Consider the following 24519-nt stretch of genomic DNA (forward strand, 5'->3'; position numbering starts at 1 on the left):
ATTGTCTATAAGACTTGTCCTAGTTTATTTAAAAAGTTTCATTCATTTTTTTATTTGTCTTCCACATAGTAATAAAAAAATCATAGGTTACCCTATGACTTATAAATTAACTATTTTTCAATTTTAATTTTAACACTTGGTCCCATTGATGCTGAAACTGTTAAGTTTAACATATATGTTCCTTTAACAGCTGCAGGTTTTAATCTTTTAATTAATGAGATTAATGTTTGTGCATTTTCTACTAATGCTTCAGTTGACATGCTTGCTTTTCCGATTAATGAGTGTACAATACCAGCTTTGTCTGTACGGTAGTTAGCTTTACCTTTTTTAAGTTCTTCAACAGCTTTTTCAGGTGTTGGAGTAACTGTACCTGTTTTAGGGTTTGGCATAAGACCTTTAGGCCCTAATTTTTTACCATATTTTCCTAATAAAGGCATCATAGCTGGGTCAGCTACCATAACATCGAAATCAAATTGATCTTCTTTAATTCTTTGTTCTAATGCTTGTGCATCAACAACAATATCTGCACCAGCTTCTTGTGCAGCTTTTTGTTTTTCAACATTGTTTGTAGCTACTAAAACTCTGATTGATTTACCTGTTCCGTTTGGAAGTAATACAGCCCCACGTAATTGTTGGTCTGCTTTACGAACGTCTAAGTTTAAGTTGAAAGCTAAATCGATTGAAGCGTCAAATTTTGCGTAAGAAGTTTTTTTAGCAAGTTCAATAGCTTCAGCTAAATCGTAAGCAACTGTTCTGTCAAATGCAGCTCTAGCAGCTTTTAAATTTTTAGAAACTCTTTTAGCCATAATTATTCTGCTCCTTCTTCTTTGTTGTGTTCTTGTGAAATAACATTAACTTCAATTCTTTCACCTTTTGTTGCAACAAGTTCTTCAGCTTCTTTGTTTAATTCAGCTTCTCTAGCTTCAGCTTTTGCTTCTGCTTTAGCTGCAGCAGCGGCTTCTTTTTTAGCTTTAAAAATGTCGTCGTATCCTTCAACTAAAACACCCATTTGTTTAGCTGTACCAGCAATTGTAGCCATAGCAGCGTAAACATCATCTGTGTTTAAGTCAGGCAATTTGTATTCAGCTATTTCTCTTAATTGATCTTTTGAGATTGTAGCAACGATTGTTGTTTTAGCGTTTGAAGCACCTGATTGAATTTTTGCAGCTTGCTTGATTTTGTATGAAGCAGGAGCTGTGAATAATTTGAATTCGAATGATTTGTCTTTGTAAACTGTAATTTGTACTGGAACTGGTTCGTCCCCTCTATCTCTTGTAGCATCGTTAAAAGCTTTTGTAAATTCTGGCATGTTAACACCAACTCCAGCAAGAGCTGGACCTGGTTTAGCTTTACCAGCAGGGAATTGCAACTTAGCAATACGTTGAATTTCTTTTTTTGCCATAAATTCTGTATCCTTTCGATATGGTGGTCAAACGATATTTCTTATATCTCCCACATTAATTTGGCAATATTGTGTATATTGCTTTTTTATTATAATAAAAAAAATCATTTTTGATAATGATTTTAATCTGATTAATTTTTAGACTTTTAAGACTGTGTGTATGGCTTAAATGTTTTTAATTTTATCTCTTAAGTTCTGTGTTTTTTCAGAAAGATTTTCATAATTATCTGATAGATGTTCTAAATATTTTTTAATGTTTTCTCCATTAAATTCTGCTTCATTAACTAATTCAATTGCTTTCTCAAATCATCTTAAGTTTTTCTTGAGAATTTGCAATAAGTCCTCATTTGCAATTGATTTAGAAATTTTATCAAGTATTACAATATTATCAATTTGTCTAAATAAATTAATTTTATTGAGTGTCTGGATTCTTTTTTTATCAACTGATTTTAATTCAGTTGTTATTACATTTTTAGCTTTTATCCTATGATTAAGAGTTTTTGAATTTTTGTAAATAAAATCAATTCTGTGAATATCATCTGAATTATAAATTCTTAATTCATTTAATATTGTTGTAATTTCTGCATTATTAAGAAAATTCTTATTCTTTTTCTTATATTGTGCTTCAAAAAGAGCGAAACCAACTAAAGAGGCAATTAAGCCAGGATCTGACTCATCAGTAATCTTGCGAATTGATTTTTTCTTAAGAATTTCTATTGTATTTTTAAAGTAGCTTTTATCTTCGTAACCTTTAGACATTCATTTTAATGAAATTTCTTGTTTAGATGTAAATTTATCCTTAAAAACATTTGCATTATGACAAATTGTTTGGTTACCTAAAACTGTTTTTATGATTGTATTTTCTAAAACTGGATTTCATCCATAAAACACAAACTTCTCATTAATATTATTGATACTTAAATCTTTGACCTTCATTCCATTTAATTTAGCTATATCAGCCAACAATTTAATTCTGAATTTTTTGAAGTATTCTTTTTTGTCGTAATTTCTAAAGTTGATAACATTTGTTTTTATTTGCATTGCTTGATTTTTATCATTATTCGGATATTTCCCAATTGTGTATGCAAATGGAATTGAATGAAACTTCGATGTCTTTAATTCATCATAAATAAGAGTGTGTCTTCTATCTATTGCCTCGAAGTCAATGTATATTTCTATTTTCTTATTCATTTTTACCTAGTTTTTAAAGCATGCTTAATTACTTCGATAAAGTTATCTAATTGCAATGATGCCTTACCAACTAAAAATCCATTGATATTTGGTTGTGCACATAATTGTTCAATATTTTGGCTTGTAACACTTCCTCCATATTGAACAATAACTTTGTTATCTAGCAATTGCGAAATAAAGCCACAAATTTCATTTGCAAATTCGGGAGTAGCCGAATGACCAGTTCCTGTAGCTCAAATCGGTTCATAAGCAATGATGAATTTATCTAAATCAAGACCTTTAGTTGTTTCTAAAACTTGTTGCTTAATAATTTCTTTAGTTTTATTGTTTTGATAATCTTCTAAACTTTCGCCAACACAAATTAAAGGTGTAATCCCATGTTCAATAGCAATTTTAGCCTTAACATTGACTCTTTCATTAGTTTCAAAGTGATGTAATCGTCTTTCGTTGTGTCCTAAAATAACGTATCTAACGTTTAAATCATTTAGCATAAGAGCACTAACTTCACCTGTGAATGCACCGAATTGATGAATAGACATATTTTGAGCAACCGGTAGTACAAATTTGCTTATAGCACTTGTGAATGCAGGTAAGCTTGGATAAGGTACTGCAATTCCAATTTTAATGCTTTTAGGAATGTTTAATTCTTTGAGCGATAAAATTAAATCATCTAAATAACTCAATGTTTGAGTATAAGTTTTATTCATTTTTCAGTTTCCGATTATTAAAAAATCTTTCATATTTACCTCTTTTATTTATTTTATTTTATTTAAAGAAAATAAAAAGAAATCAATAATTTAATTATTGATTACTCTTCATCTGTTCATTCAAATTGGAAACCGTAAATAGAAACAGTGTCACCATACTTAATACCTTTTCTAATTAACTCTTCTCAAACACCCATTTTCTTTAAGATATTGTTAAATCTAACAAGGTTGTCAAATGTATTGATTGGAATACGGTTGTATAATTCTTCAACTTTTTTACCTGAAACTTCGTAGTATCCGTAATATGGATTTGTAACAAGAAAATCAGGTTCATACTCAATAACTTTTTCCTCTTCTTCTTTTTCTTCAATTGGTTGAGCTTTGTTATTGATAATTAAGTCTCATAATTTATCTTTAACTTCTTCTAAGTTTTCACGTTTGATTGCAGAAATCGAAACAACTTCAACATCCGGATATTTAGCTTTGAATTCTTTTAAGTGTGTTTTGAAAGCTGGTAAATCTTCTTTGTTAGCAATTACTAATTGTGGCTTTTGCTCTAATTTTAAATTGTATGACTTAAGTTCATTATTAATAACTTCATAATCTTTAACAGGATTTTTTTCTTCTGAACCAAAATCAATAATGTGAGCTATAACTCTACAACGTTCAATGTGTTTTAAGAATTGAATTCCTAAACCTTTACCTAATGCAGCTCCTTTGATTAATCCAGGTAAGTCAGCAACTGTAAATGAATCGTCAAAATATTTAACCATTCCTAATTGTGGCACAAGAGTTGTGAACTCGTATTCAGCAACTTTAGCTTTTGCATTTGAAACAGCATTTAAGAATGTTGATTTTCCTGCTGACGGCTTACCTACAACACCAACATCTGAAAGAATTTTTAACACAATGTGTGCTTCAAATTTTTCTCCAGGTAATCCATTTTCAGAAATTCTTGGAGCTGTATTTTTAGCTGTTTTGAATTTAGTGTTACCTCTACCACCTTTACCACCAGAAGCTATTAAATATGGCTTATCTGGTTCAATAATATCAGCAACTAAACGTTTACCATCATAAACCAATGTCCCAACAGGCACCTTAACGTATGTGTTTTCTGCATTGGCTCCATAAAGGTTTTTAGGACCACCTTTAACTCCATCTTTTGCGACAATACGTTTGTTTTGGTAGAAAGTTAAAAGAGTATTTTTACCTAAGTCACCTACAAAGTAAACATTCCCTCCTCTTCCTCCATCTCCACCGTCTGGACCACCTTTATCAACGTGTGCTTCTCTACGGAATGAAACCATACCATTTCCACCACGTCCAGCTTGAATTGATACATAAACTTCATCTATAAATTTAGCCATATTTTCCTCCTTTATGGTGATTAATTTAAATTAATGTAATTATATTCTAAAAATAAATTAAGTTATGCAAATGCATTTGTTTTGTTAAAAAAACAAACTCACGTTTGTGAGTTTGAAATTTTAAAGATAATCATTTACTCCAACGAATGTTTGCTCATCTGGATGGTTAACATTTCAGTAACCTGTATCAATTCTCTTCTGAATTTTTCTTTGTTTGTGCCCTTCTAACATTGCTCATACTCAAGAACAAATGAAGATTGATGAGTAAACTCCGATTGAAATTCCAAATAACATAACAATGTTAAATGACATATTTGTAGCGTTGTTAAAGCATAATAGAACTAAAATAGCTAGAATTGTTGTTCCTGATGTATATAAACTTCTTTTGAATGTTTGTGCAATCGAGTGGTTAACAATTGACTTGATATCATCTTTTTTAAGAATTTTTCCATTGAAATTAGTTTTAATTGTTTCACGTATCTTATCAAATGTAACAACAGTATCATTGATACTTAAACCTAAAATTGATAACATAGCTGCAACTATGATTGTTGAAACTTGTAATCTTGTAATTACAATGAAAGCAATAACCATTAAGAAGTCGTGAACTAAACCAATAATTGCTGCAATTGAGTAAGTTCAGGACATTCTGAATAATAAGTAAACAATAATTCCAACAAAGCTGATTACAGTAGCTAAAACTGCATTTAATACTAATTTGTTAGCTTCACTTGTTGAAATTGTGTAACTAATAATTTCAACGTTTGCATTATTGCTTAAAATATCGGCTCTAATTTTTTCAACAACATCTGCTGATAATGATTGACTTGTTTTAATCATTATAACATATTCATTTCCTGAAGCGCTTGCTTTTGAGAATGAAACTATTTGGTCAACATTTTCAATATTGTATTTTGCAGCATTATCTGCAATTACTTTTTTAATAGATTCAGCATCTTCTAATGTAATAGCAGAGCCAATTGATGGTTGAACAATTATATTTGTTCCTCCAGCAAATTCAAGTGATTTATTAAATCCCCCTCAAATATTGTGTTCAGATGCCGAAAGTGAAATGAACACAATTAATCCAATAAGAACAAATATCACAGACCCAAGTACAAATCATTTTGATTGTTTCAAGTAATCAAAGTTTTCAATCATTGTACCAAGTTTAGTTTTATGATTAATGTATCTTTTTCTGATGCCTAACATATAAAGTTTGCCATCGAACATACCTGTTCCAACTAACATTGTTGCTAAAAATCTTGAAAAGACTAACATAATTAACAATGTACATAAAACAGATAATACAAGTGTAATACTGAATCCTTTCACATCTTTTGTACCAAAGTAGAATAGGATAAATCCAGCAATTAAAGTCGTAACGTTTGCATCGATAATTGATGACATACTTAACTTATTAGCATTCCTGAAGGACTTCTTCAGCGAATCTCCTGTGTAAATTTGCTGTTTTAGCCTTTCAAAAGTAATAACGTTAGCATCAACACTAATACCAATTCCGATAATTAAGGCAGCTAATGTAGCCGGTGAATATTCTCCTCTTAATACTGTGAAGATTAGTAATGTTAAGAAAATATAAAGAGCAATTGAGATTGTTGATAATGCACCAAGTAATCCATAGTTAACTAACATAAATATTGAAATTAAACTGAAGATAACAATTCCAGCAATCATTGCATAGTTAAATGATGAATTATTTAAATCAGGTTGCACATAAACATTTGACAATACTTCTAACTCATAATCACTTAAACCAAAGTTAATTTGGTTAGCTAAGTGTTGTGCTTCTTGAGCTGTGAAATTACCCGTGATTTGTACGCTTTCACCATTTAATGGCTCATTAACTGAAGCGTTTGAAATCATATAAGCAGTTGCATTAAATTCAAACTCTTTTAAAGCATTTTCAACTCTTCTAGGGAAACCGGTTGAATTATCAATTGAGTAAGCTTGGTTTGTAACATGAATAAAGTTTCATAAATTATGTCCTGATTGATCTCAATCTTCAGGGAACTCATTTTGTGCAATTGATAATAATTTTTCAATATTTAATCACATCAAAACACGTTTATCTTGCTGACTTGAAACATATTCAGTTGCTTTTGTTCATTCAACTTGACTATCTGGTCTAAGTTTTAGACTAACTGAGTTTTTACCATTTGATGTATTTGCTTGTGATGTTGCAGAATCTTGTAAAAATGGTGGAATTCATTTTGAAGCAGGTATATCTGTAGGAGAACCATCCACTCCAATAGGTTCACCAACTTTAAATGAACCTTCATAGAATAATGGTCTTAACTGTCCATCAGTAATTGTTAATAATGGTTTATCAACAATTTCATTTTGGAAAAGAATTCTCTCTGAATCGGTTAATTGACCTGATTTAGTGATTCTTATTTTTCCATCACCTTCGGAACTAACTGTAATTCCATTTAAACCGGTATTATTAAGTCTGTTATATAACGATGTGTTAACAAGATTTGTAAGTTGATTGTTTGCGTTCTTTTTATCTTTTTGAACTTGGACTAAAACTTCAATCCCTCCACCATACTCAATAGATTTATTTATATTTTTACCAATGTAAAATAAACTACCAAAAACAATAGCTAAGATTGTTGAAATAATTGTGATAGTGCTTATCACAATTCTCTTTCAATTGCTTAACTTAAAAAATTCTGATATTCTGCTTCTTAATTTCATAATTAGTATTAATTCTACCAAAAATATGCTTTATTTTTTATCTATAAGATAAAAAGAAATTAAAACTAAATTGACAAGTTTTGTCTTAGTAAATAATCTATTCCTAAAGATGTTATTTTTCTTCCTCTAGAAGTTTTTTGCACTAATTTTAAGAGCAATAAGATTGGTTCTATTTCATTGACTATATCGTATTTGTTATGTAAGGTTAAACCGACAATAGTGTCTAATGAAACTGATTTTTCTTCAAATCCATCTTTTAAAATTTGAAGATATTCAATATGATCCTTTGTTAAACCATATTCATATAGGTCAAGATATTTAAAAGTTTTCTTAATAATTTGCTTTGTAATTTCACCTTTTTCTGAAGAAAGTGCAAAGTCTAAAACTCTATAAATTAAGTGATTTGCTAACCTAGGTGTATTTCTTGAATAGGAAGCAATGTACTTAATTAGTTCGTCATCTAAATTTAAATTTAACTTTGAACAAGTGATTTTTAAGATTTTGCAAATATCTTTTAATGTGTAATTAACTAATCTTCCAATGTAACCAAACCTATCTTTAAGAGGTTGTGAAATTTCATTGAATTTTGTAGTTGCTCCAATTAATGTGAATGGTTTTAATTTCATCCTTATCGGTCTAGAATTTCCATCTACACCTATGATTAAATCAAAAACAAAATCTTCCATTGCAGAATAAAGAAATTCAACAACATTTTTATTAATGCTGTGAATTTCATCAATAAACACAATATCATTTTCATTTACAACTGATAAAACACTAATTAAATCGGCTTTCTTTTCAATGTTTGTGCCTTGTACAAAGTGAATTTTGCTACCTTTTTCGTTAGCTATGATAGTTGCTAAAGTTGTTTTACCCATACCAGGCATTCCATAAAATAAAATGTGATCTAAAGGTTTATTTTGAACTTTAGAACTCTGTATCATTGCTAAAAGTGTTTGTTTTAATTTATCTTGACCAATGAATTTTTCAAAACTATGCGGTCTTAAATCTATTGTCTTCATCTTTTTGAGTTGCTATAAATTTAATGCTTTCTTCTACCATATCTTCGAGCGATTGATTTAATTTAACATTTTTAACTGCACTTTCAATTTGACCTTTGGTAAATCCTAAAACTAATAATGATTTATATAACTCATCTTTCAGTTGTAATTTTTCAGCTTTTTTTGCATCTCCATTTGTTAATATTTTTGCTCATTTGTTACTTAATTCAAAACAAATTAAGTTAGCCATTCTTTCAGTAACAAATGGAATTGATGCTAATTCTTCAGCTTTATGATCAACGATTAAGTGGGCTACATATTCTCATCCTTTTTCGAGAATGCTCATTGCAATTTTAGCCCCTACTTTTTCTATACCAATAAGATCGATAAATAATAACCTTTCTTTAAATTCTTTGAACCCGTAAGTGTGTGTCATATAATCTGTTCTGTATTCAAATAAATATAGTTTTGTCTTTTGTCCAACTTCTCATCTTTTGTCGTCAGCAACAGTTACTATGTATCCATCTCCTTTTGATTCTAAAATAATGTTTGATTTGTTTTTATAAACTATTTCTCCGATTGAATATAATTTCATTTTTTGTCCTCCACTTATTTAGTAAAAATTCTCAAAAAGGAACAAAAAAAGAACAGTTATCTGTTCTAGTTTATAAATTTAATTAAATTATTAGTTGTTACGATCTAATAAAGCTTTGTACCCTTGTACTTTTTTACCTTTATAAAATCCACAGAATTTACATACAACATGTTGTTCAATTTTGTTTGAACATTGCTTGCAATTTACAAGGTTAGGTAATTCTAATGCTGAATGACTGTTTCTTTTGTGTTTACGTTGTTTTGACGTTTTACGTTTTGGAACAATGGCCATTGTTGCCTCCTTTTTAATATTTTGACTAGTCTAAAAGCTTTTATATTATAGTATAAAAGGTAAAAAATAATAGTCCATTTTTGGATTTTTTAGTAATATTTTCTAATGTAAAAAAATAAGTAACAAACGCTACTTTTAATTATTTGATAAGTGCAATTTCTGTTGAAAAATCTAATTTTTGAATCACTTGTTCAAGTGTGATTAATTCTTTTTTCAATAGCACTGATGTAATGATCGGAAGGATTACTGCACATAAGAAATCTATAATTTGTAAAATCATATGTTTTCTAAATAGTGATGCATATTTTGAATTTAATTTTACATTTGCAATTAATGGAAAAATAGATTTTTTAATATCTAACATAAATACTATGCAAATTACATTAAAATTTCAAATATAAGTATTAATGTTACTAATCATCATTGAGACATAAACTTACTAAATCTAAAAGTGAAATTACAGCATTTGATGAAGTAGTTGATTTTTTGTAATTTGTAAGTGCCATTAAAAATGCAAAATATGAAAAACCTGAAATAAGCACAAATATAGAAATAACTAAAATTGTTATGTTGAATTTAGCTAATTTTGGTTTGAGTTCTTTAATAATACTTAACACAATACGTTCTTTTGAGATTGTTAAATATATTTAGTAACCACGTATTTTTTAAATCATATATAAGTAGTTATATTTATTGCATTCTAAAAACTCATATATTTATATTATAATAATTTATTCATGAAAAGTTTTATTGCAAGAAAAAAGAACATTGTTGGAATTGTGGCTGAATACAACCCATTTCACAACGGCCATATTTATCAAATAAATTGAATTAAAGAAAATATTCCTGATGCTTATATTGTTGTTGGAATGACAAACAAATATACTCAACGTGGAGAATTTCCTATTGGATCATTCAGGCAAAGAGCTAAAATAGCAAAAAAATATGGAGTTAATAAAGTTATTAAGCTTGATGATGAAAAATCAATTCAAGCAGCTCATATTTTTGCATCAAATGCTGTAAAACAGCTTGCTAAACATAAAATAAAATACTTAGTTTTTGGTTCTGAAACAAATGATATTGATTTATTTTATAAAATCGCAACAACTATAAAAAATAATATTGATGAATACAATAAGAAAATTAAGTTTTATTTAAAACAAAATGGAACAGGGTTTCCCAGAGCAGCTTCCCAAGCTTTATCTGATTTAATAGGAGTAAACATAACTTTACCTAATGATATTTTAGGAATAGAGTATGTTAAAGAAATTGTTAATTCAAATTTAGATATTAAAGCAATTTCAATCCAAAGAACAATTCCATTTCATTCTAATGAAACTATGTTTAATTTTGCAAGTGCTTCAAAAATTAGAAGTATGATTAAAAATAATGAAGATGTTTCTATGTTCACGCCTATGAGGCTGGTTTATAAGTCAAAAAATGATATTGCAAGAACTTATAAGAAGTTTAAGAAAATAGTAAATAAAAAAACACCTCAACAATTAGCTTCAATTAAAATGATTGATGAAGGTATAGAAAATTTATTCAAAAAACAAGTTAATTTAAATGATGATTATTATTCATTTATTGATGCATGTGTATCGAAAAGATACACAGCAAGTAGAATAAAAAGAGCATATCTTAGTATATTCTTGAATATTAAAAAAGATTAATTTAATAAATATAAAATCCTCAAGGTTCTAATTTCTTCTTATTAAATTTTTTAAATAAGAATTTAATTTTTACATAACCATTTGTTTTATTAATAATTACATTATGTGTAACATTGTTGCACATAATTTTTTTTCAAATTAACTTTTTAGTCTTAAATGTAGATACAGAAATCTTTTTAAGTTTTAGATTGTATTTTAGAATCTTGTATCTTTTGAAAATTGAAGTATTGAATAAATCAAAAAATCTATCTTCTCAATTAATAACTGAATTTAAATTATTTTCATTGTTATTGAATAGCTTAAATGGAATTTGATATCCAAATAATTTAGGTGATATTAACAATAAATTTAAAATGTTTGATAATAATTCTGTTTTGTAAATTAAAACATCATTGAACTTATTTATGAATGAATTAGGATTGAATATGAAGTTTAAATTGTTTCTAGTAAAAACAGCTTTGTCATAATCTCTTACATTTTTAATCTTATATGTATCTAATTTAGTAAATACATCATAATTGTTAAATAGTTTACATACTTTTATAGCTTTGTCGTAGCACTTTTCATATAAAGTGATCTGAGTTACGGTTACAGTTAAATTATCAATTGTTTTTTTGATTAATTGAATATGAGGCTTATTAATATTATTTTGTTTATCATTAATAAAATCAAATAAACCTGAGATAACAACGCCAGAAATTTCATATTCAATTTCAAGCCACTTGTAAATTTTTTCAAAATCTTTACGTAACTTATTATCTGAATTCGCAAGAGATTCTAAATCTATCATTTGCGTGTTTAGTAAATCAACATATTTAGTCTCATCTGATGAGATTTCATTGTTCAAAATTTTTTCAACATCAAAACCATTATGTTTACTTAATAATTCAGCAAATGAAGTTATATTATCGAATTTAATAATTCCTTGAATTTCAACGTTTAATTTCTTTAAATTAGAAACAAAACTTTTCAACTTATCTATTTTCTGTAAGAAAATTTGCTCAGTATTTGTTTTTGATGATAACAAATCAAAGTTATATAGAGAATATAAATCGGGTAAAACAATAACAAATTTTTCATCAACGTTTGAAGTAATTAATTTAAGTACTTGCTCATAGTAATTTTGGATAACTTCAACATTTTTTGATTTAACAATTTGAGAATCCAAGTAAATAAATGTTTTATTTATTTTTGGCGAAATTTTGGATCATAAACATTTCGAAAATATCATATGAATCAACTCCTGAAGTTTTTAATAATTTGTCTGTTTTAGCTAATTGTTCAATTATTTTTTGGGCTCTCTCAAAACCAAATCTTTTTAAAATCATCACATGAACAAAAACTCTTTTTTCATTCATATTTAAAGCTTGTGAAATTTCAGAGATATTAAGTCCTAAACTTTGATATCAGTAAATTCTATTTACTAATGTAAATGTTGAGACAAAGTTCGCAAACAATAATATAACAGGTGTGTTTTCGTTTTTCTTTTGTTCAAAGATTTTATACATAGCTTGAAAATCGTCTCTTGAAATAGCATTAGAAAATTCGAAAGGATCATCTGATGGGTAAGGCGCAATGGTTTGCTCAATTATATCTTCAGTAATGGTTTTGTTTAATAAACACAATTTATTAATTTCATTATTAATAATTTTTCAATCATTAGGTAACTTTTGCAAAAACACTAATGCAGTTGTTTTATCTATAGCAATATTATTTTTCGCAAATTCACTTATAACATAGTCAGCAAGCTGCGCAGGTAATAATTGAGCTATTTTTTTAGGTTTTTTACATAAATTTAATGCATAATCACTTATAACTCTTTTATTTATTGTTTCTGTTTTGTAAATTAAATAAACACTAATATTTGAATCAACTGATTTCAATAAATTTAATAAATGCTCATTTTTAGAATTATCTTTATATTTTGTAGGTTTGTTAAAACTAATATTCTCGAGGATGATTAGTTTTCTAGAAGAAAATAAACCATTACTTAATAAAATCTCATTTAATGTATCAAATGAGCTTAAATATGAGTTGTCATCAAAAATAAAAATATCTCTTTCAAGAATATCTTTTTCCTCAGATTTAATTATTGATTTAATGTATTCTAAATCAGTTCCATAATATAACTTCATATCATTCCTTTAAATTCAAATATTAAAATTATTATACAAAGATATTCGAATATTCCATTAGGCCTTTATTGCTTTATAAGTACTAAAAAGGTATAAAAAAATAGCACAAAGCGCTTTAATTGGTGCCTTAGACAGGATTCGAACCTGCACGGATTTCTCCAGTGGATTTTGAGTCCACGGTGTCTACCATTTCACCACTAAGGCATATTATTTATTATATCAATTTTTAATCATCTAAAAATAAAACAAACTGAATAATCAACTTGTTAAATTTACTATTAAACCAGAAAGTGATAAATAATAACAATTGCAAAAACAAAACTTCTTACTTTAGGTATTTTATAATTCAGAATGAAACTAACAATAAGAATTTCTTATTTTTTCCTCTTTTCTAAAAATCAATGAAAAGATAATTAACATTTTACCTAATTATAATAAGTATACTTCTTTAATCTCATAAATTCGACTTTTTCCAAAATATTTATTTAGTGAAAAGGTATAAAAATGCGCATAGCTTTAAAACTATGTGCAAGGATTATTAGGCATAAATAATAATTGTGAAGATAATTGATAAAAGTAAATAAATTGATAAGTCAAATACAAATGGAAACACGAAAGGTGTAGTTTGTCTATTTGTCTTTTTTTAGTTTTTTCCTTTGTATGAAAATAAACTCTCCCGTGTTTTCCACTTTGTAGGATAAACTGTAAAATATTAGTTTTAGATATTTATTTTTTAATTTTTGTTAATTCAAAAACTTTTTCAACTAAATGATAATCATCTCAATTTTGGTTTAGATTATCATCGTTTAGTTCAAATATTTTTGTTATTTGATTGTTAAATTTTTTCGGATTTCTTTGACATTGTTCATCATGTCAATTAATCTATTTTCTGTAAATTTATCTTTTCCATATAATCCAGTTAAATCATTAATTTTGAAAACTAAAAATTTAAGTAAAACTAAACTTAAGAAACAAAGACATATATAGTCTTCGATATGTCTTCAGGTTGATAAATATATCGATCTAATTGCTAATAAACCTTTTAAACTTCTAAAAGAAGAAAAAAAGTTAAATTATTTTTTAACTCTTTTTTTCATTAATTTAACAATAAAGAAAGTTGCTATACCAAAAGTTATAATTCCAGTTGTAACACCTAAAATACTTCATAAAATAACATGTGTTTTATTAGTTTTAGATTTTTCAGATTCTATTGAAACATCTTCTAATTCTTTTTTATTATCAGAATTATTCTTTTCTATAGTTGAACTTTCATTAGTAGTTGGATTTTTATTTATTGCATCTTTATTTTCAGTTGCAGAATCTTCTGTTGTAGATTTGTTATTATCTTGAGATTCTGAATCTGTTCCTGTTTCAGAGTTTGAATTAGTTTTATCTTCTGATGAACTTTCATCAGTTATATCTTTATTTTTAGGAGTATCTTCGGCTACTGGTGAACTATTGTCTTCAACATTAGATACATCAGATTCTTTTGAAATCGGATTATTTTCTTTTGAACTTGAATCTGTTTCAGATTCATCAGTTTTTGGAGAACTTATTTCTTCTTCTCTTGAAATTTCACTATCTGATGTCTTTTCTATATTAGTATCTGTATCTGTTTTTACTTCACCTTCAAAGCTTTCTGATTTACTTTTACTGTCATCGCTTCTAGGTGGATTATTTTCCGTATCTGATTCACTAGGTTTATTATTTGCATTAGTTTCAGAACTTTCTTCTAATTCTTTATTTTTTTCATTAACTGTTGCGTCTTTATTTAATTCACTAATTGGCACTTCAAGAGTATGAGCTTTAATTCCAAATACAACTAAACTTTTTTTGCTATTTTCTCATTTATTATTATGTTTATAAAAACTCAAAACTTCTCTAGTTTCATCACTCGCCACCAAATCAACGTTTTTTTTGCCTTTGTTAGTGATGTCAACTATGATTGAAAAATATTGTCCTTTGTTTAAAATAATTTCTTCTTTTAAATCAATTGTATAAAATCCTTTATCACCAGAATTTGGAATTTGCACTTTTTGAGTTAATTTTAGTTCACCATCTTCAGGATTCGACATTAAAGAATTTTTAACATAAATTTTAATTTCAGCAGTAATATTTGAGCCTTTAAGCGCAAAATTAATTGACTTTAATTTTTCTACAATTTTATCATTTGCTTTTTTAACTGGAAAAATATTTGCCATTGTTCTTTCATTAGTACCAATGGTTTCAAATAAAGAAAATGAATTTTTTGTATCATAATAGTAAGTATTTTGATATACATTATTATTTTCTACTTCAACTGCCATTACTTCATGAAGTAAATCTAATGAATCATATGAAAGTATAAAGTAACCCTGAGAATGCATGTTTTTAGTTCCTCAACTATTTTTAATAATAAAACCACCTTTTTGTTTGGGTGTTTCAGGTCCAAAATCAGATACATAATAATCATCGTTTCAGCCCACAATAACTGAAGCATGATTTCCGATATATCTTTCTTTAGGTGATTTAGTTACAATAATTGAATTTGGTTCGTTGTATCAAACGGTGTCAGGGTGAAAATTCATTCGATTAAAAGCGTAAGAAACCCCCACAGAACCGTATTTAGCAATTGCTAATTTAATATCATTAACAGTATGATTAATTTTTACAGCATTTTTGATTTTGGCAATTGTAGGGTTATCAAAATTAGGAAATTCAGTTTGATTAGTTTGAGCAATTGGAGATGTATTTCTCATTAAACCATTAAATGCGTGAGATAAATGATTTCCATCACCTAAAATTCCTTTTCATTCTTTAGCATCGAGATTTAAATTTAACTTATCTGCTTTGTGATTTCAACTATTACTTATGTAATCAATTGCATGTTCATCAATATCTAAAGAATTTTTAGTGTAATTCCCTATATTATTTTTTAAAATATTAGTTTCTAACATTGAAGCAATTGTATATGCTCAACAAAGACCTTCATGGCCTTGATTCTTAACACTAGTAACTAAATTGTGTTCTCTTGCATCGAAAAAAGGCATTCTTGCAATTTCTTCTGCGGTTTTAGTTTGAAAAAGCTCTAATTTTGGTGCGTCAGAATTAGCTAATGTGGTTGCGCTTATCACACTAAAAGGCACCAATAAACTTGGGCTAACTAATAAACTAGTTAATATTTTTTTATTTTTTAATTTCATATACTTATTTTATATAAATATTAATATTTTTATAAAGTATTTTAATGAAGTTCAAATTGTTGAAACAAACATCCTTTATTTTATAAGTTTTTAATTGTTAATTTAAGATATTTAAAAAAATATCATGTTAATTTTTTAGTTATATACCTATAAATATATATGGGTTAAAAAAGCATAAAAAACACGTAAGTGGAAAATGCAGCAAAAATGCACATAGTTTTAAAGCTATGTGCAAGGATTATTAGGTGTAAATAATAATTGTGAAGATAATTGATAAAAGAAAATAAATTCAAAAGTTAAATACAAACGGAAACTTAGATGGTGTAGGTTTGTCTATTTGTCTTTTTTTAGTTTTTTCCTTTGTATGAAGATAAGCTCTCTTTTCTTCATTAGACATAGACTTGAGTCTTCTTTGTTCTTTAACATCTTGTAGATTAGTTCAAGACATCTTAAATTTTTCAATACTTTTTTCTAAAAAACCAAGTTTTAAAATAATACATAATAAAGCCACTAAACAAGTAACATAAGCCGGAATTGAAAAACCGTTTATGAGTATGTTGTAATGATATTTTTCCTCAGCCAATAACGCATTATTTTTTCCTAAATATGCACCAACTATCACAAAGTATATAACTAGAAAAGCTAGTGATATTAAATAAAATCTAAGTGTTGCAAATTCAAATTTTAATTTATTTAAACTTCTATATATTAACTTTTTCATTAATTGTATTTACCTTCTTTTCATTTTTTAGCTTGTTCATCGGTTGCATAAATATAATGTTTATTTTTCTCAATTGTATAAATTGTTGGAATATTAGGGAATTGTTGTTCATATAAATATGATAATTCAAACTTAACATCTTGGAATTTTTCATTAGCATTTGAAATTTTAGGTATTGCTTTGAATAAATTAAGTGTATAAGGGTGAATTGGTTTTGCATAGATTTCTTCAGTTTGTCCTGATTCAACAATTTTACCTAAATGCATAATCTGAACTCTGTCAGCGACATATTCAATCATTGATAGATCGTGTGCTATAAAAATCATAGCAATATTTTTTTGTTTGCATAAATCTTTTAAAAGATTTACAACTTGAGCTTGAATAGAAATATCAAGTGAAGCAATTGGTTCATCAGCAACAATTACTTTAGGTTCTGTAATAAGCGCTCTTGCTATAACAATTCTTTGTCTTTGACCACCACTAAACTCATGTGGATAACGGTAAGCAAATTGTTTTAGCAACCCAACATCTTCTAAGGATTTGTAAATTATATTTCTTACATATAAGTTACCTACTCTTAAGAAACGATATGGAGCAATTAAGAATTTAACAAAATTAGCGCATCATCTATTTTGAAGTCACATATCTAAACTTGAAATTCCCATAAGTAATCTAATATCACTTAAGTTTGCATTTAAATATTTTGTTTCAATTTTGAAAGATTCAATTCCATTCAACCTATCTGAAACATTTGTTTTATAGACATTTAAATCAATTTGTCTTTGTTTAATTAAAGCATTATTTCTAGATACTTTAGATTCTTTGAGTAGTGGCGCAATTAAGTTTTCTTTGTAAAACTTGATAAAGTTAGCGTGATTTTTCTTGAAGTTTTCAAAAATCACATTATCTTTATTTCTTACTCTTGTTGAAATTTTAACGCTTCATCAATTTCTGCTCTAATGCTAGAAATTCTATTTGAGTATTTTTGTAAGTATTTTGCAAGTTCAGCATTAAATACTTCTTGTTTTTGTTTAAGTTCTTCTTTAGCAACTTTTATTTGTCCACTTACATCTTGAGGATCTTTAAAAAATTCTACAAACATTCTAAAGAATGTTTTATTTTTAGCTTTTTTAACTTCTTTATAGTTTTGATGCAACTTAGAACCTAAATGTTGCGATCTTTGAATGAATTTTGATAAATCAAAATTGTATTCTTTTGAAACTATGTTTTGAAGTTCCTTGATTGATGATTTGAATCTTGTGTCCACATTTAATTTTGTATAAAAGTCCTGTGAGTAAGCTCTGAACTCATCTGAGAGTTCAATTAAATGCTCAAATGATAAAAATTTAAGTAAACGATAATTTTGTTTTAACTGTCTATATAGCTTGTAGTTAATTAAATACAGTTTGTATTCGTGGAAATATAAGTCTAAAAATGTTGTACTTCTTGCATCATTTTTATGCATTGTGTATTCATTTTTAACTTCTGCTAAGAAATTTTTAATTGATGTTTTTGAAATTGATGCCGTATCCTTGAAATTAACTTTTTGCTCTTTGTAGTGAGCTTTTTGATCATTGTATAAATCTTTTAATTCAAAGTACTCTGGACTAAAACTTGAAAGTTGCTTAACTTTTTGTATTTAAGTTTAGCTTCCTCAAGATCAATTTCATCTAAGTCGATTTTTCTATGTCTAAAGTCAGATTGTTTTTGTTCAAATAATTGAATTAACTTCTCATTATTTTTATAAAGGTTATTAATAACTTGAGAGTTAATTTTTGTTCTCTCTTCTAAATACGCAAAATATGAGTTAAATTGATCATCAATATTATTTTCAATATCAAATTGAATGTTTTCAGATAACTCTTCTCATTTTTTAATTAATGGAATGTGAAGTTTATTAATTATTTTTAGGTTTTCAAGTCTTAATAATAATTCTTGTTCTAAAAATGTGTATCTGAAGTTATTTGTGACATCTTTTCAATCTTTTTTAATGTTTTTAATTTTATTTTTAATTACTCCATTAACAATTAATGGTTCTTTTAAAATACTGAAAATTGTATTTTGTCCATTAAGCGATGCCATTGGATCTTGAAAAATCATTTGGATGTTTTTGTGCATAAATTTCTTACGTTTTCTAGAAATTCTTTTTCCTGAAATGATTTTTCCATCTAATCTAACAAAACCATTGTAGTCATTATATAAACGTAATAATGAACGCCCAATTGTTGTCTTACCTGAACCTGATTCACCTATGAGACCTACTATTTCACCTTCTTTTAAATCAAAAGAAACATCATCGACAGCTTTGTTAACATTGTTTTTGTTAACAAAGTATTTTTTAAGATTAATAATTTCTAATATTGTTTTTTTACTCATTAAACACCTTCTTAAAACTTTCTAATCTAGCTTGTAATTCTTTTGATAATTCAATTCTTGGAGCATCTGGGTGTAACAATCAAGTAGCTGCTCAATGTGTTGATGAAATCTCAAATAAGGGAGGTTCTTTAAGAAAATCAATTTCTAATGCATATTGATTTCTTGGTGCAAATGCATCTCCTAAAGGTAAGTTATTCATATCAGGTGGTGTACCACTGATTGAATACAATCTATCTTCTCTATTTTCAGGAATAGCTGAAATTAAAGCTCACGTATAAGGGTGTTTTGGTTCTGTAAAAACATCCTTTTTTGTTCCTTTTTCAACTATTTTACCTGCGTACATTACATAAATGTAGTCACAGAATTTAGCAACAACTGAAATATTGTGTGAGATTAAGATAATTGTAATATTGAATTCTTGTCTAATATTTTCAAATAATGATAGAACTGAAGCTTGAACTGTGGGATCAAGTGCTGTTGTAGGTTCATCAGCAATAATCAAACTTGGTTTAAGTGCAACAACCATTGTAATAACAACACGTTGTTTCATACCACCACTAAGTGTGTGTGGATACATATCAAAAACAGCTTCAGCTTGACGAATTCCAAAACGTTTAAGTAGTGAAATTAAGTATTTTCTTTTTTCTAAGTATGTTGATTTTTTTCATTCAGGGTTTTTGTTAAGCGCATCTAATAATTGTTTACCAATTTTTCTAGTTGGATTAAGTGATGTAAGCGGATCTTGAGGAATGTAATCGATTTTATGTCCTCTAATTGTCTCTCAAAATTTATCTTTTTTGCTACTGAGTAAGTCAATTCCATCGATTTCCATTTTATCAGCTGTAATAAATGAGTTTTCATTTATGTTGAGTAATGATTTAGATGTAACTGATTTTCCTGAACCAGATTCACCTACAATACCTATGATTTCACCTTTTTTGATTTTTAAATCAACACCACGTACGATAGTGATAAATTTATTTCTTCTTAATTTAAATGAGACTTTAAGGTTTTTAACATCTAATAATAAATCTTTGTTTTCCATAAATTTACCTCCTATCTTGTTTTAATAACTTTTGGATCAAGAGCATCGTGAACTCCTAATGCAACAAAGTGAAGTGAAACTGAAATTAATAATAAGATTGATGCAGGTAAGATTAAGATAAATGCATTATCTCCTGCTTGTGATGCTGCGTTAGATAAAATTGTTCCTAAGTTAGCACTATCTGATTTGAAGAACCCTAAGAATGCAAGTGATGAAATTTGCATGATAATTGATGGAATAGATGCAACGAAACTTGTTGAAATTTTTCCGACGATTGCAGGTAATGCGTGTTTGTAAATTAATCTAGCTTTTGATGCACCAATTGATTGTGAAGCTGTAATGTATTCTTGATCTTTAACTGTAATTATAAACATTCTTGTGCTTCCTACTGATCTAACTCAACCAATAAATACAAGTGCTATTCCTAAAGTTAAGTTTGATGTACCAAATGTAGCAGCAAAGATTAATAATCAAATCATTGTTGGTGGAGACATGAAAATATTAATAAATCTCATTATTGTTGTATCAATTCAAGTTCCAACGTGGAAACCTAAATAAGCACCAATCGCAACTCCGATAATTGTTTGAATTGTAGCAACTATTAAAGCTAATTTAATTGCTTCTCAAGTTCCAACTCAAGACTGTGTTCATATATCAACTCCAGCTTGGTTTGTTCCTAAGTAAGTTGATAATGAAAATTGTGGATTGTGATTTAAGATAGTTTGAATGTATTCTCTAGCTTTTTCTGCCGAAACTGATGGGTCGATTTGTGATTTTTCTAAAGCAATACCAATGTTTTGAACTTTGTTAAACACATAAGCATTAACTAAAACTTTGTTTGTTGAATCCGAGATATCAACAATTTTAATTGCATTAGCAGGGTTATTTTCACCGAAGTAAATAAAGTCACTTCATAAAACTCCACCATAATAATCACTACTTGCTCAAGCATTAATTAATGTCTCATAGTTATCAATGTGACCTTGAGCAGGATATCAAGGACTACTCATTGGTGGAAGTCCTATAATGTTACTTGTTGATGAATCGATGTATTTAGCAACTTGCATTGTTTGTGGGTCAATTGTTCAAATTCCAACTGAATTATAAAGTGGTTTTGTAGCTGAATACTTTGCAGTTTCAGTTACAAAAATTGAAATTACTAAGATAGTTATAAATACAAATAATGAAGCAACTGCAACTCAGTTTGTAAAGAAACGCTTAATTATTTCAACTAAAAGTTTTTTAGGCTTACCAGCGATCGAATTAAGCGTACTATCATCTTTAGGAGCAAATTGTGAAATGGTTGGACGAATGCTATCTAAAGATAATTTATATTTCTTTTCAAATTCTCTTGCGTTCATATTTGCTCCTTTCTATGATTGTTTTAGTTTTTCGTTTTCTTTAAATTGTTTATTTCTTAAGAAGTAGTTTCTAATAAATCTTGTAACACTATATGGGTTAGCTGCAGAATATTTAATTCTAGGATCTAAGAAAGCAAATGATATATCTATAAGTATTGTTGTAAATAAGCTAAGCGATGTGAAGAAAACTGTTGAGAACATAATAATGTTAATTTCACCATTAGGGAATGCTTGTGTAATAACTTGTGATGTTCCAGGTACTCCTCAGTAAGTTTCAATAACAATTCCACCACTTAAAAGAGGAATGTAAGATGGAATTAAGATTGCTGCAAGTGGTATTGAAATATTTCTTAGAACATATTTAAAGAAAATTTCTTTTTTACTTAATCCTTTAGATTTAGCAATTAAAATGTAGTTTGATGTAAGAACTGTAATCACTTGGTTTCTTGTGTAAGTGATGTATCCTGAAAGCGAACCAAGCACAATAACTAAGATTGGTGGAAGTCAACTTAATATCATTTTGCCTACACCATAGGCTTCAACTTCAACAGGGTTATTAAAGTTAATGAAGTTTGGTGGAAAGTTCATTGAGAACAAGATTGAAATAATAATAGGTGCGATAACAAATGATGGAAGTGCTATAAAGATAAGTGCAAAGAAGTTAATTGATGCATCAGCAATTGTTCCACGTTTATATCCTGAAACTATTCCTAAAGTAATTCCAATAAGAGAAGAAATTAGAAAAGAAGGCAATGTAATGATAATTGAGTATTTAAGGTACTTAAAGAAATATTCAGGAATTGTTTTAACATCTGCATTTTCTAAAAGTGAATTATTGAATGGATATCCAAATGGATTTGATGGGTTCCTAAATAAATCTCCAACTCAGTAACCAAATCTAATAACTGGATTGAGTTTCATATTAAATCATTCTGTTTTAACATTCTCATAAATCAAATTATCAGGTATTAAATGGTACTTAACTGAGTTTTCAAATAATCTTTTCATCTCACCTGCATTAATTGCTGAAGAATTATTTTCTCCAGCTTGCTCAAGTGCTTTTTTAGCAAATGGATTATCCGAAAACTGAGCAACCATAAGGTAAACTACCATTATAATGATAAACAAAGTAACGATAGCAAAACCTATACGTTTAAATAAGTATTTAAGCATTTTTTTCCTTTCAATTATTTTCCATTAACCGTTCTAATATCTACTCAATATGAAATTTCTGTTTCAAATTCTGGAACTAAATAATTAGGGTTTCTAAGTGTTTTGGCAAGTATTGATGTGCTCATATATGAGAATGCACTCGGCACTGCTCCAACAAAGTTTCCGATTTCTTGTGCTAAATAAACTAAATCTAATTTTGAAACCATTTCGCCAGTAACTGGATCTGGATTTTGTGTGTAATCCAATCAGAAGTTTGCATTTAAGTTATCTCAAGATGTATATGAACTTAAGTTATCTGATTCATCCATCTTGATTAATTTTTCACCATCTCATTTGTACATACCCATAATGCTTGAGAGATGTTGAACTTGACTATTTGTTAAATTAAATGTAACTTGCTCTGGTGTAATTGATAATTTATTTCCATCAATTTTGATAAATTCAGCAAGTCTTTGTGTTGCTTTATAAAGTTGTGGATATAGTGCTTGCATTTTTTGTGCATATTCAGGGTCAGCTAAAATTGCTAACATCGCAGTTGTTATATGCGCTCTTTGTGCAATTCCTGTAATACCTGAACCAATTCCATTGTAATCATATCCTCAACCAGTTAAATCTACCGGAGATGGTGTTGTAGTTCAAAATCCTATTCACTCATCTTTATCTATTGGTTTGATTAGTTTAATGTTTAATCTAGGATCTAAACCATTTCAAGCCTTGATAAGTAAATCAAGTGCATTAATTGCTAAAGTTGGGTAGTTGAAGTATCTATAGAAGATACTAATATCTACTGTTTTACCTACGAGGGTAGGGTTTTGGGCATAAACTCTATCAAGCAAGTCTTTCATTCTCGCTTTAAGTTGTTCATAAACAACACTCTTGACTGAGTCATCTGCAGTTGTATTAATGTTTTGAGTATCACTTGGATTAATTAAGTTTCCTATTGAACCAAAATCAACTCTTTGTCCTGTTTGCGAATCAACCACAAAGAATGCGTTAACAATATCACTATTGCTTCTTAAACTATTCGTAGTTGAGTTGTCTGAAGCGTTTGAATTAATATCATTATCAGGTGCGAAGAAACTTACTCACCCAACTGCAGGTTGCGGTTTTCTTTGCATCATACCAATTGTGTTTCAGTCAATTGCTGCTGATAAAATTGTTTTAAATTCAGCTCCTGTACCTACAGATACTGATTTAATTGCATTTTTTGATGATTGAGAAATCGCTTCAGCAGTTGGAATATTTCACATTACATATGAATAAGCATCATTAAAGTAAGTCGTTGATGAACCTTCTTTTGGTAAAAGCGATCAAATAAAGTTTTTTGTCAATGAACCTTTGTTTGATAACTTAACCGAATCAAGACCATAGTCGCTTGAATCTTGCAATACTGCATCTCTTCTTTTTTGAGTTAAGCTCGTAAATGAATATGTTGCTTTTTGACCAAATAAGTACTGGTTATATGATGAATCATCAAAAATCGCAGCATCAACTAAATAATTCTGAAATCTTGAAGAGAACTGATTAATTGTTGTTGGATTATTAACAAATTCAGAATCTCAATAATGCATATTTTTAAAT

The 24519-nt window shown here is 27.9% G+C and carries 23 protein-coding genes and 1 tRNA gene; 1 reads left to right on the forward strand and 23 read right to left on the reverse strand.

Annotated elements, in window-relative coordinates; translation table 4 throughout:
* Positions 1–110 precede the first annotated feature (110 nt).
* The 11 genes from rplA to U5U50_RS02515 form a co-directional block, all read right to left on the reverse strand.
* Entirely contained in the window at positions 111–806 is a 696-nt protein-coding gene (gene rplA, locus U5U50_RS02465; protein ID WP_257088879.1) for a 50S ribosomal protein L1, read from the reverse strand.
* 2 nt (positions 807–808) lie between these two features.
* A complete protein-coding gene (rplK, locus tag U5U50_RS02470; protein ID WP_324672459.1) occupies positions 809–1402 on the reverse strand; it encodes a 50S ribosomal protein L11 in 594 nt (197 codons plus the stop codon).
* 165 nt (positions 1403–1567) lie between these two features.
* Positions 1568–2593 (reverse strand): hypothetical protein, encoded by a 1026-nt coding sequence (locus U5U50_RS02475; protein ID WP_324672461.1) that lies wholly within the window; start codon positions 2591–2593, stop codon positions 1568–1570.
* 2 nt (positions 2594–2595) lie between these two features.
* Positions 2596–3333 carry a triose-phosphate isomerase gene (tpiA, locus tag U5U50_RS02480; RefSeq protein ID WP_324672462.1) on the reverse strand — a complete coding sequence of 246 codons (738 nt, stop codon included), beginning with the start codon at positions 3331–3333 and terminating at the stop codon, positions 2596–2598.
* 68 nt (positions 3334–3401) lie between these two features.
* Entirely contained in the window at positions 3402–4667 is a 1266-nt protein-coding gene (obgE, locus tag U5U50_RS02485; RefSeq protein ID WP_324672465.1) for a GTPase ObgE, read from the reverse strand.
* A 120-nt stretch (positions 4668–4787) separates the two neighbouring features.
* Positions 4788–7385, reverse strand: a complete 2598-nt coding sequence (gene secDF, locus U5U50_RS02490) for a protein translocase subunit SecDF (protein WP_324672467.1) — start codon at positions 7383–7385, stop codon at positions 4788–4790.
* A 65-nt stretch (positions 7386–7450) separates the two neighbouring features.
* Positions 7451–8407, reverse strand: a complete 957-nt coding sequence (gene ruvB, locus U5U50_RS02495) for a Holliday junction branch migration DNA helicase RuvB (RefSeq protein WP_324672469.1) — start codon at positions 8405–8407, stop codon at positions 7451–7453.
* Positions 8379–8981 carry a Holliday junction branch migration protein RuvA gene (gene ruvA, locus U5U50_RS02500; RefSeq protein WP_324672471.1) on the reverse strand — a complete coding sequence of 201 codons (603 nt, stop codon included), beginning with the start codon at positions 8979–8981 and terminating at the stop codon, positions 8379–8381. Before ruvA ends, ruvB begins: the two co-directional genes overlap by 29 nt.
* Positions 8982–9071: 90 nt before the next feature.
* Entirely contained in the window at positions 9072–9272 is a 201-nt protein-coding gene (gene rpmF / locus U5U50_RS02505) for a 50S ribosomal protein L32 (RefSeq protein WP_257088893.1), read from the reverse strand.
* A 139-nt stretch (positions 9273–9411) separates the two neighbouring features.
* Entirely contained in the window at positions 9412–9636 is a 225-nt protein-coding gene (locus U5U50_RS02510) for a hypothetical protein (protein ID WP_324672474.1), read from the reverse strand.
* Between the two features lie 49 nt (positions 9637–9685).
* On the reverse strand, positions 9686–9889 hold the full coding sequence (locus U5U50_RS02515) for a hypothetical protein (RefSeq protein WP_324672477.1): 204 nt from the start codon (positions 9887–9889) through the stop codon (positions 9686–9688).
* 120 nt (positions 9890–10009) lie between these two features.
* On the opposite strand from U5U50_RS02515, the gene U5U50_RS02520 reads away from it, so the two are divergent.
* A complete protein-coding gene (locus tag U5U50_RS02520) occupies positions 10010–10945 on the forward strand; it encodes a nucleotidyltransferase (protein ID WP_324672481.1) in 936 nt (311 codons plus the stop codon).
* A gap of 1 nt (position 10946) precedes the next feature.
* Here U5U50_RS02520 and U5U50_RS02525 read toward each other — a convergent pair whose 3' ends face one another.
* The 12 genes from U5U50_RS02525 to U5U50_RS02580 all read right to left on the reverse strand — a co-directional run bounded on the left by U5U50_RS02525 (position 10947) and on the right by U5U50_RS02580 (position 24509).
* Positions 10947–12176, reverse strand: a complete 1230-nt coding sequence (locus U5U50_RS02525; protein WP_324672483.1) for a hypothetical protein — start codon at positions 12174–12176, stop codon at positions 10947–10949.
* Positions 12127–13080: a DNA polymerase III subunit delta gene (holA, locus tag U5U50_RS02530; RefSeq protein ID WP_324672485.1), complete on the reverse strand. Its 954-nt coding sequence runs from the start codon at positions 13078–13080 to the stop codon at positions 12127–12129. The genes U5U50_RS02525 and holA overlap by 50 nt, the downstream gene beginning before the upstream one ends.
* Positions 13081–13200: 120 nt before the next feature.
* A tRNA-Leu gene (locus U5U50_RS02535) sits at positions 13201–13284 on the reverse strand.
* Positions 13285–14153: 869 nt separating this feature from the next.
* On the reverse strand, positions 14154–16262 hold the full coding sequence (locus tag U5U50_RS02540) for a lectin like domain-containing protein (protein WP_324672488.1): 2109 nt from the start codon (positions 16260–16262) through the stop codon (positions 14154–14156).
* Between the two features lie 241 nt (positions 16263–16503).
* Positions 16504–16983, reverse strand: coding sequence for a DUF3899 domain-containing protein (locus tag U5U50_RS02545; protein ID WP_324672491.1), 480 nt, complete (start codon positions 16981–16983; stop codon positions 16504–16506).
* Positions 16983–17885 (reverse strand): ATP-binding cassette domain-containing protein, encoded by a 903-nt coding sequence (locus U5U50_RS02550; protein WP_324672495.1) that lies wholly within the window; start codon positions 17883–17885, stop codon positions 16983–16985. The genes U5U50_RS02545 and U5U50_RS02550 overlap by 1 nt, the downstream gene beginning before the upstream one ends.
* 14 nt (positions 17886–17899) lie before the next feature.
* Positions 17900–18448 (reverse strand): hypothetical protein, encoded by a 549-nt coding sequence (locus tag U5U50_RS02555; RefSeq protein WP_324672497.1) that lies wholly within the window; start codon positions 18446–18448, stop codon positions 17900–17902.
* Between the two features lie 122 nt (positions 18449–18570).
* Positions 18571–19359, reverse strand: a complete 789-nt coding sequence (locus U5U50_RS02560) for an ATP-binding cassette domain-containing protein (protein ID WP_324672499.1) — start codon at positions 19357–19359, stop codon at positions 18571–18573.
* On the reverse strand, positions 19352–20404 hold the full coding sequence (locus tag U5U50_RS02565) for an ABC transporter ATP-binding protein (RefSeq protein WP_324672502.1): 1053 nt from the start codon (positions 20402–20404) through the stop codon (positions 19352–19354). Before U5U50_RS02565 ends, U5U50_RS02560 begins: the two co-directional genes overlap by 8 nt.
* An 11-nt stretch (positions 20405–20415) precedes the next feature.
* The gene (locus U5U50_RS02570) at positions 20416–21765 is read right to left on the reverse strand and encodes an ABC transporter permease (RefSeq protein ID WP_324672505.1); all 1350 of its coding nucleotides are present in this window, start codon (positions 21763–21765) and stop codon (positions 20416–20418) included.
* A gap of 12 nt (positions 21766–21777) precedes the next feature.
* Positions 21778–22938 (reverse strand): ABC transporter permease, encoded by a 1161-nt coding sequence (locus U5U50_RS02575; RefSeq protein WP_324672507.1) that lies wholly within the window; start codon positions 22936–22938, stop codon positions 21778–21780.
* Between the two features lie 14 nt (positions 22939–22952).
* Entirely contained in the window at positions 22953–24509 is a 1557-nt protein-coding gene (locus U5U50_RS02580; RefSeq protein ID WP_324672509.1) for an OppA family ABC transporter substrate-binding lipoprotein, read from the reverse strand.
* Positions 24510–24519 lie beyond the last annotated feature (10 nt).

The organism is Mycoplasma sp. 888 (genome assembly GCF_035609225.1).
GTDB lineage: Bacteria > Bacillota_I > Bacilli_A > Mycoplasmatales > Metamycoplasmataceae > Mycoplasmopsis.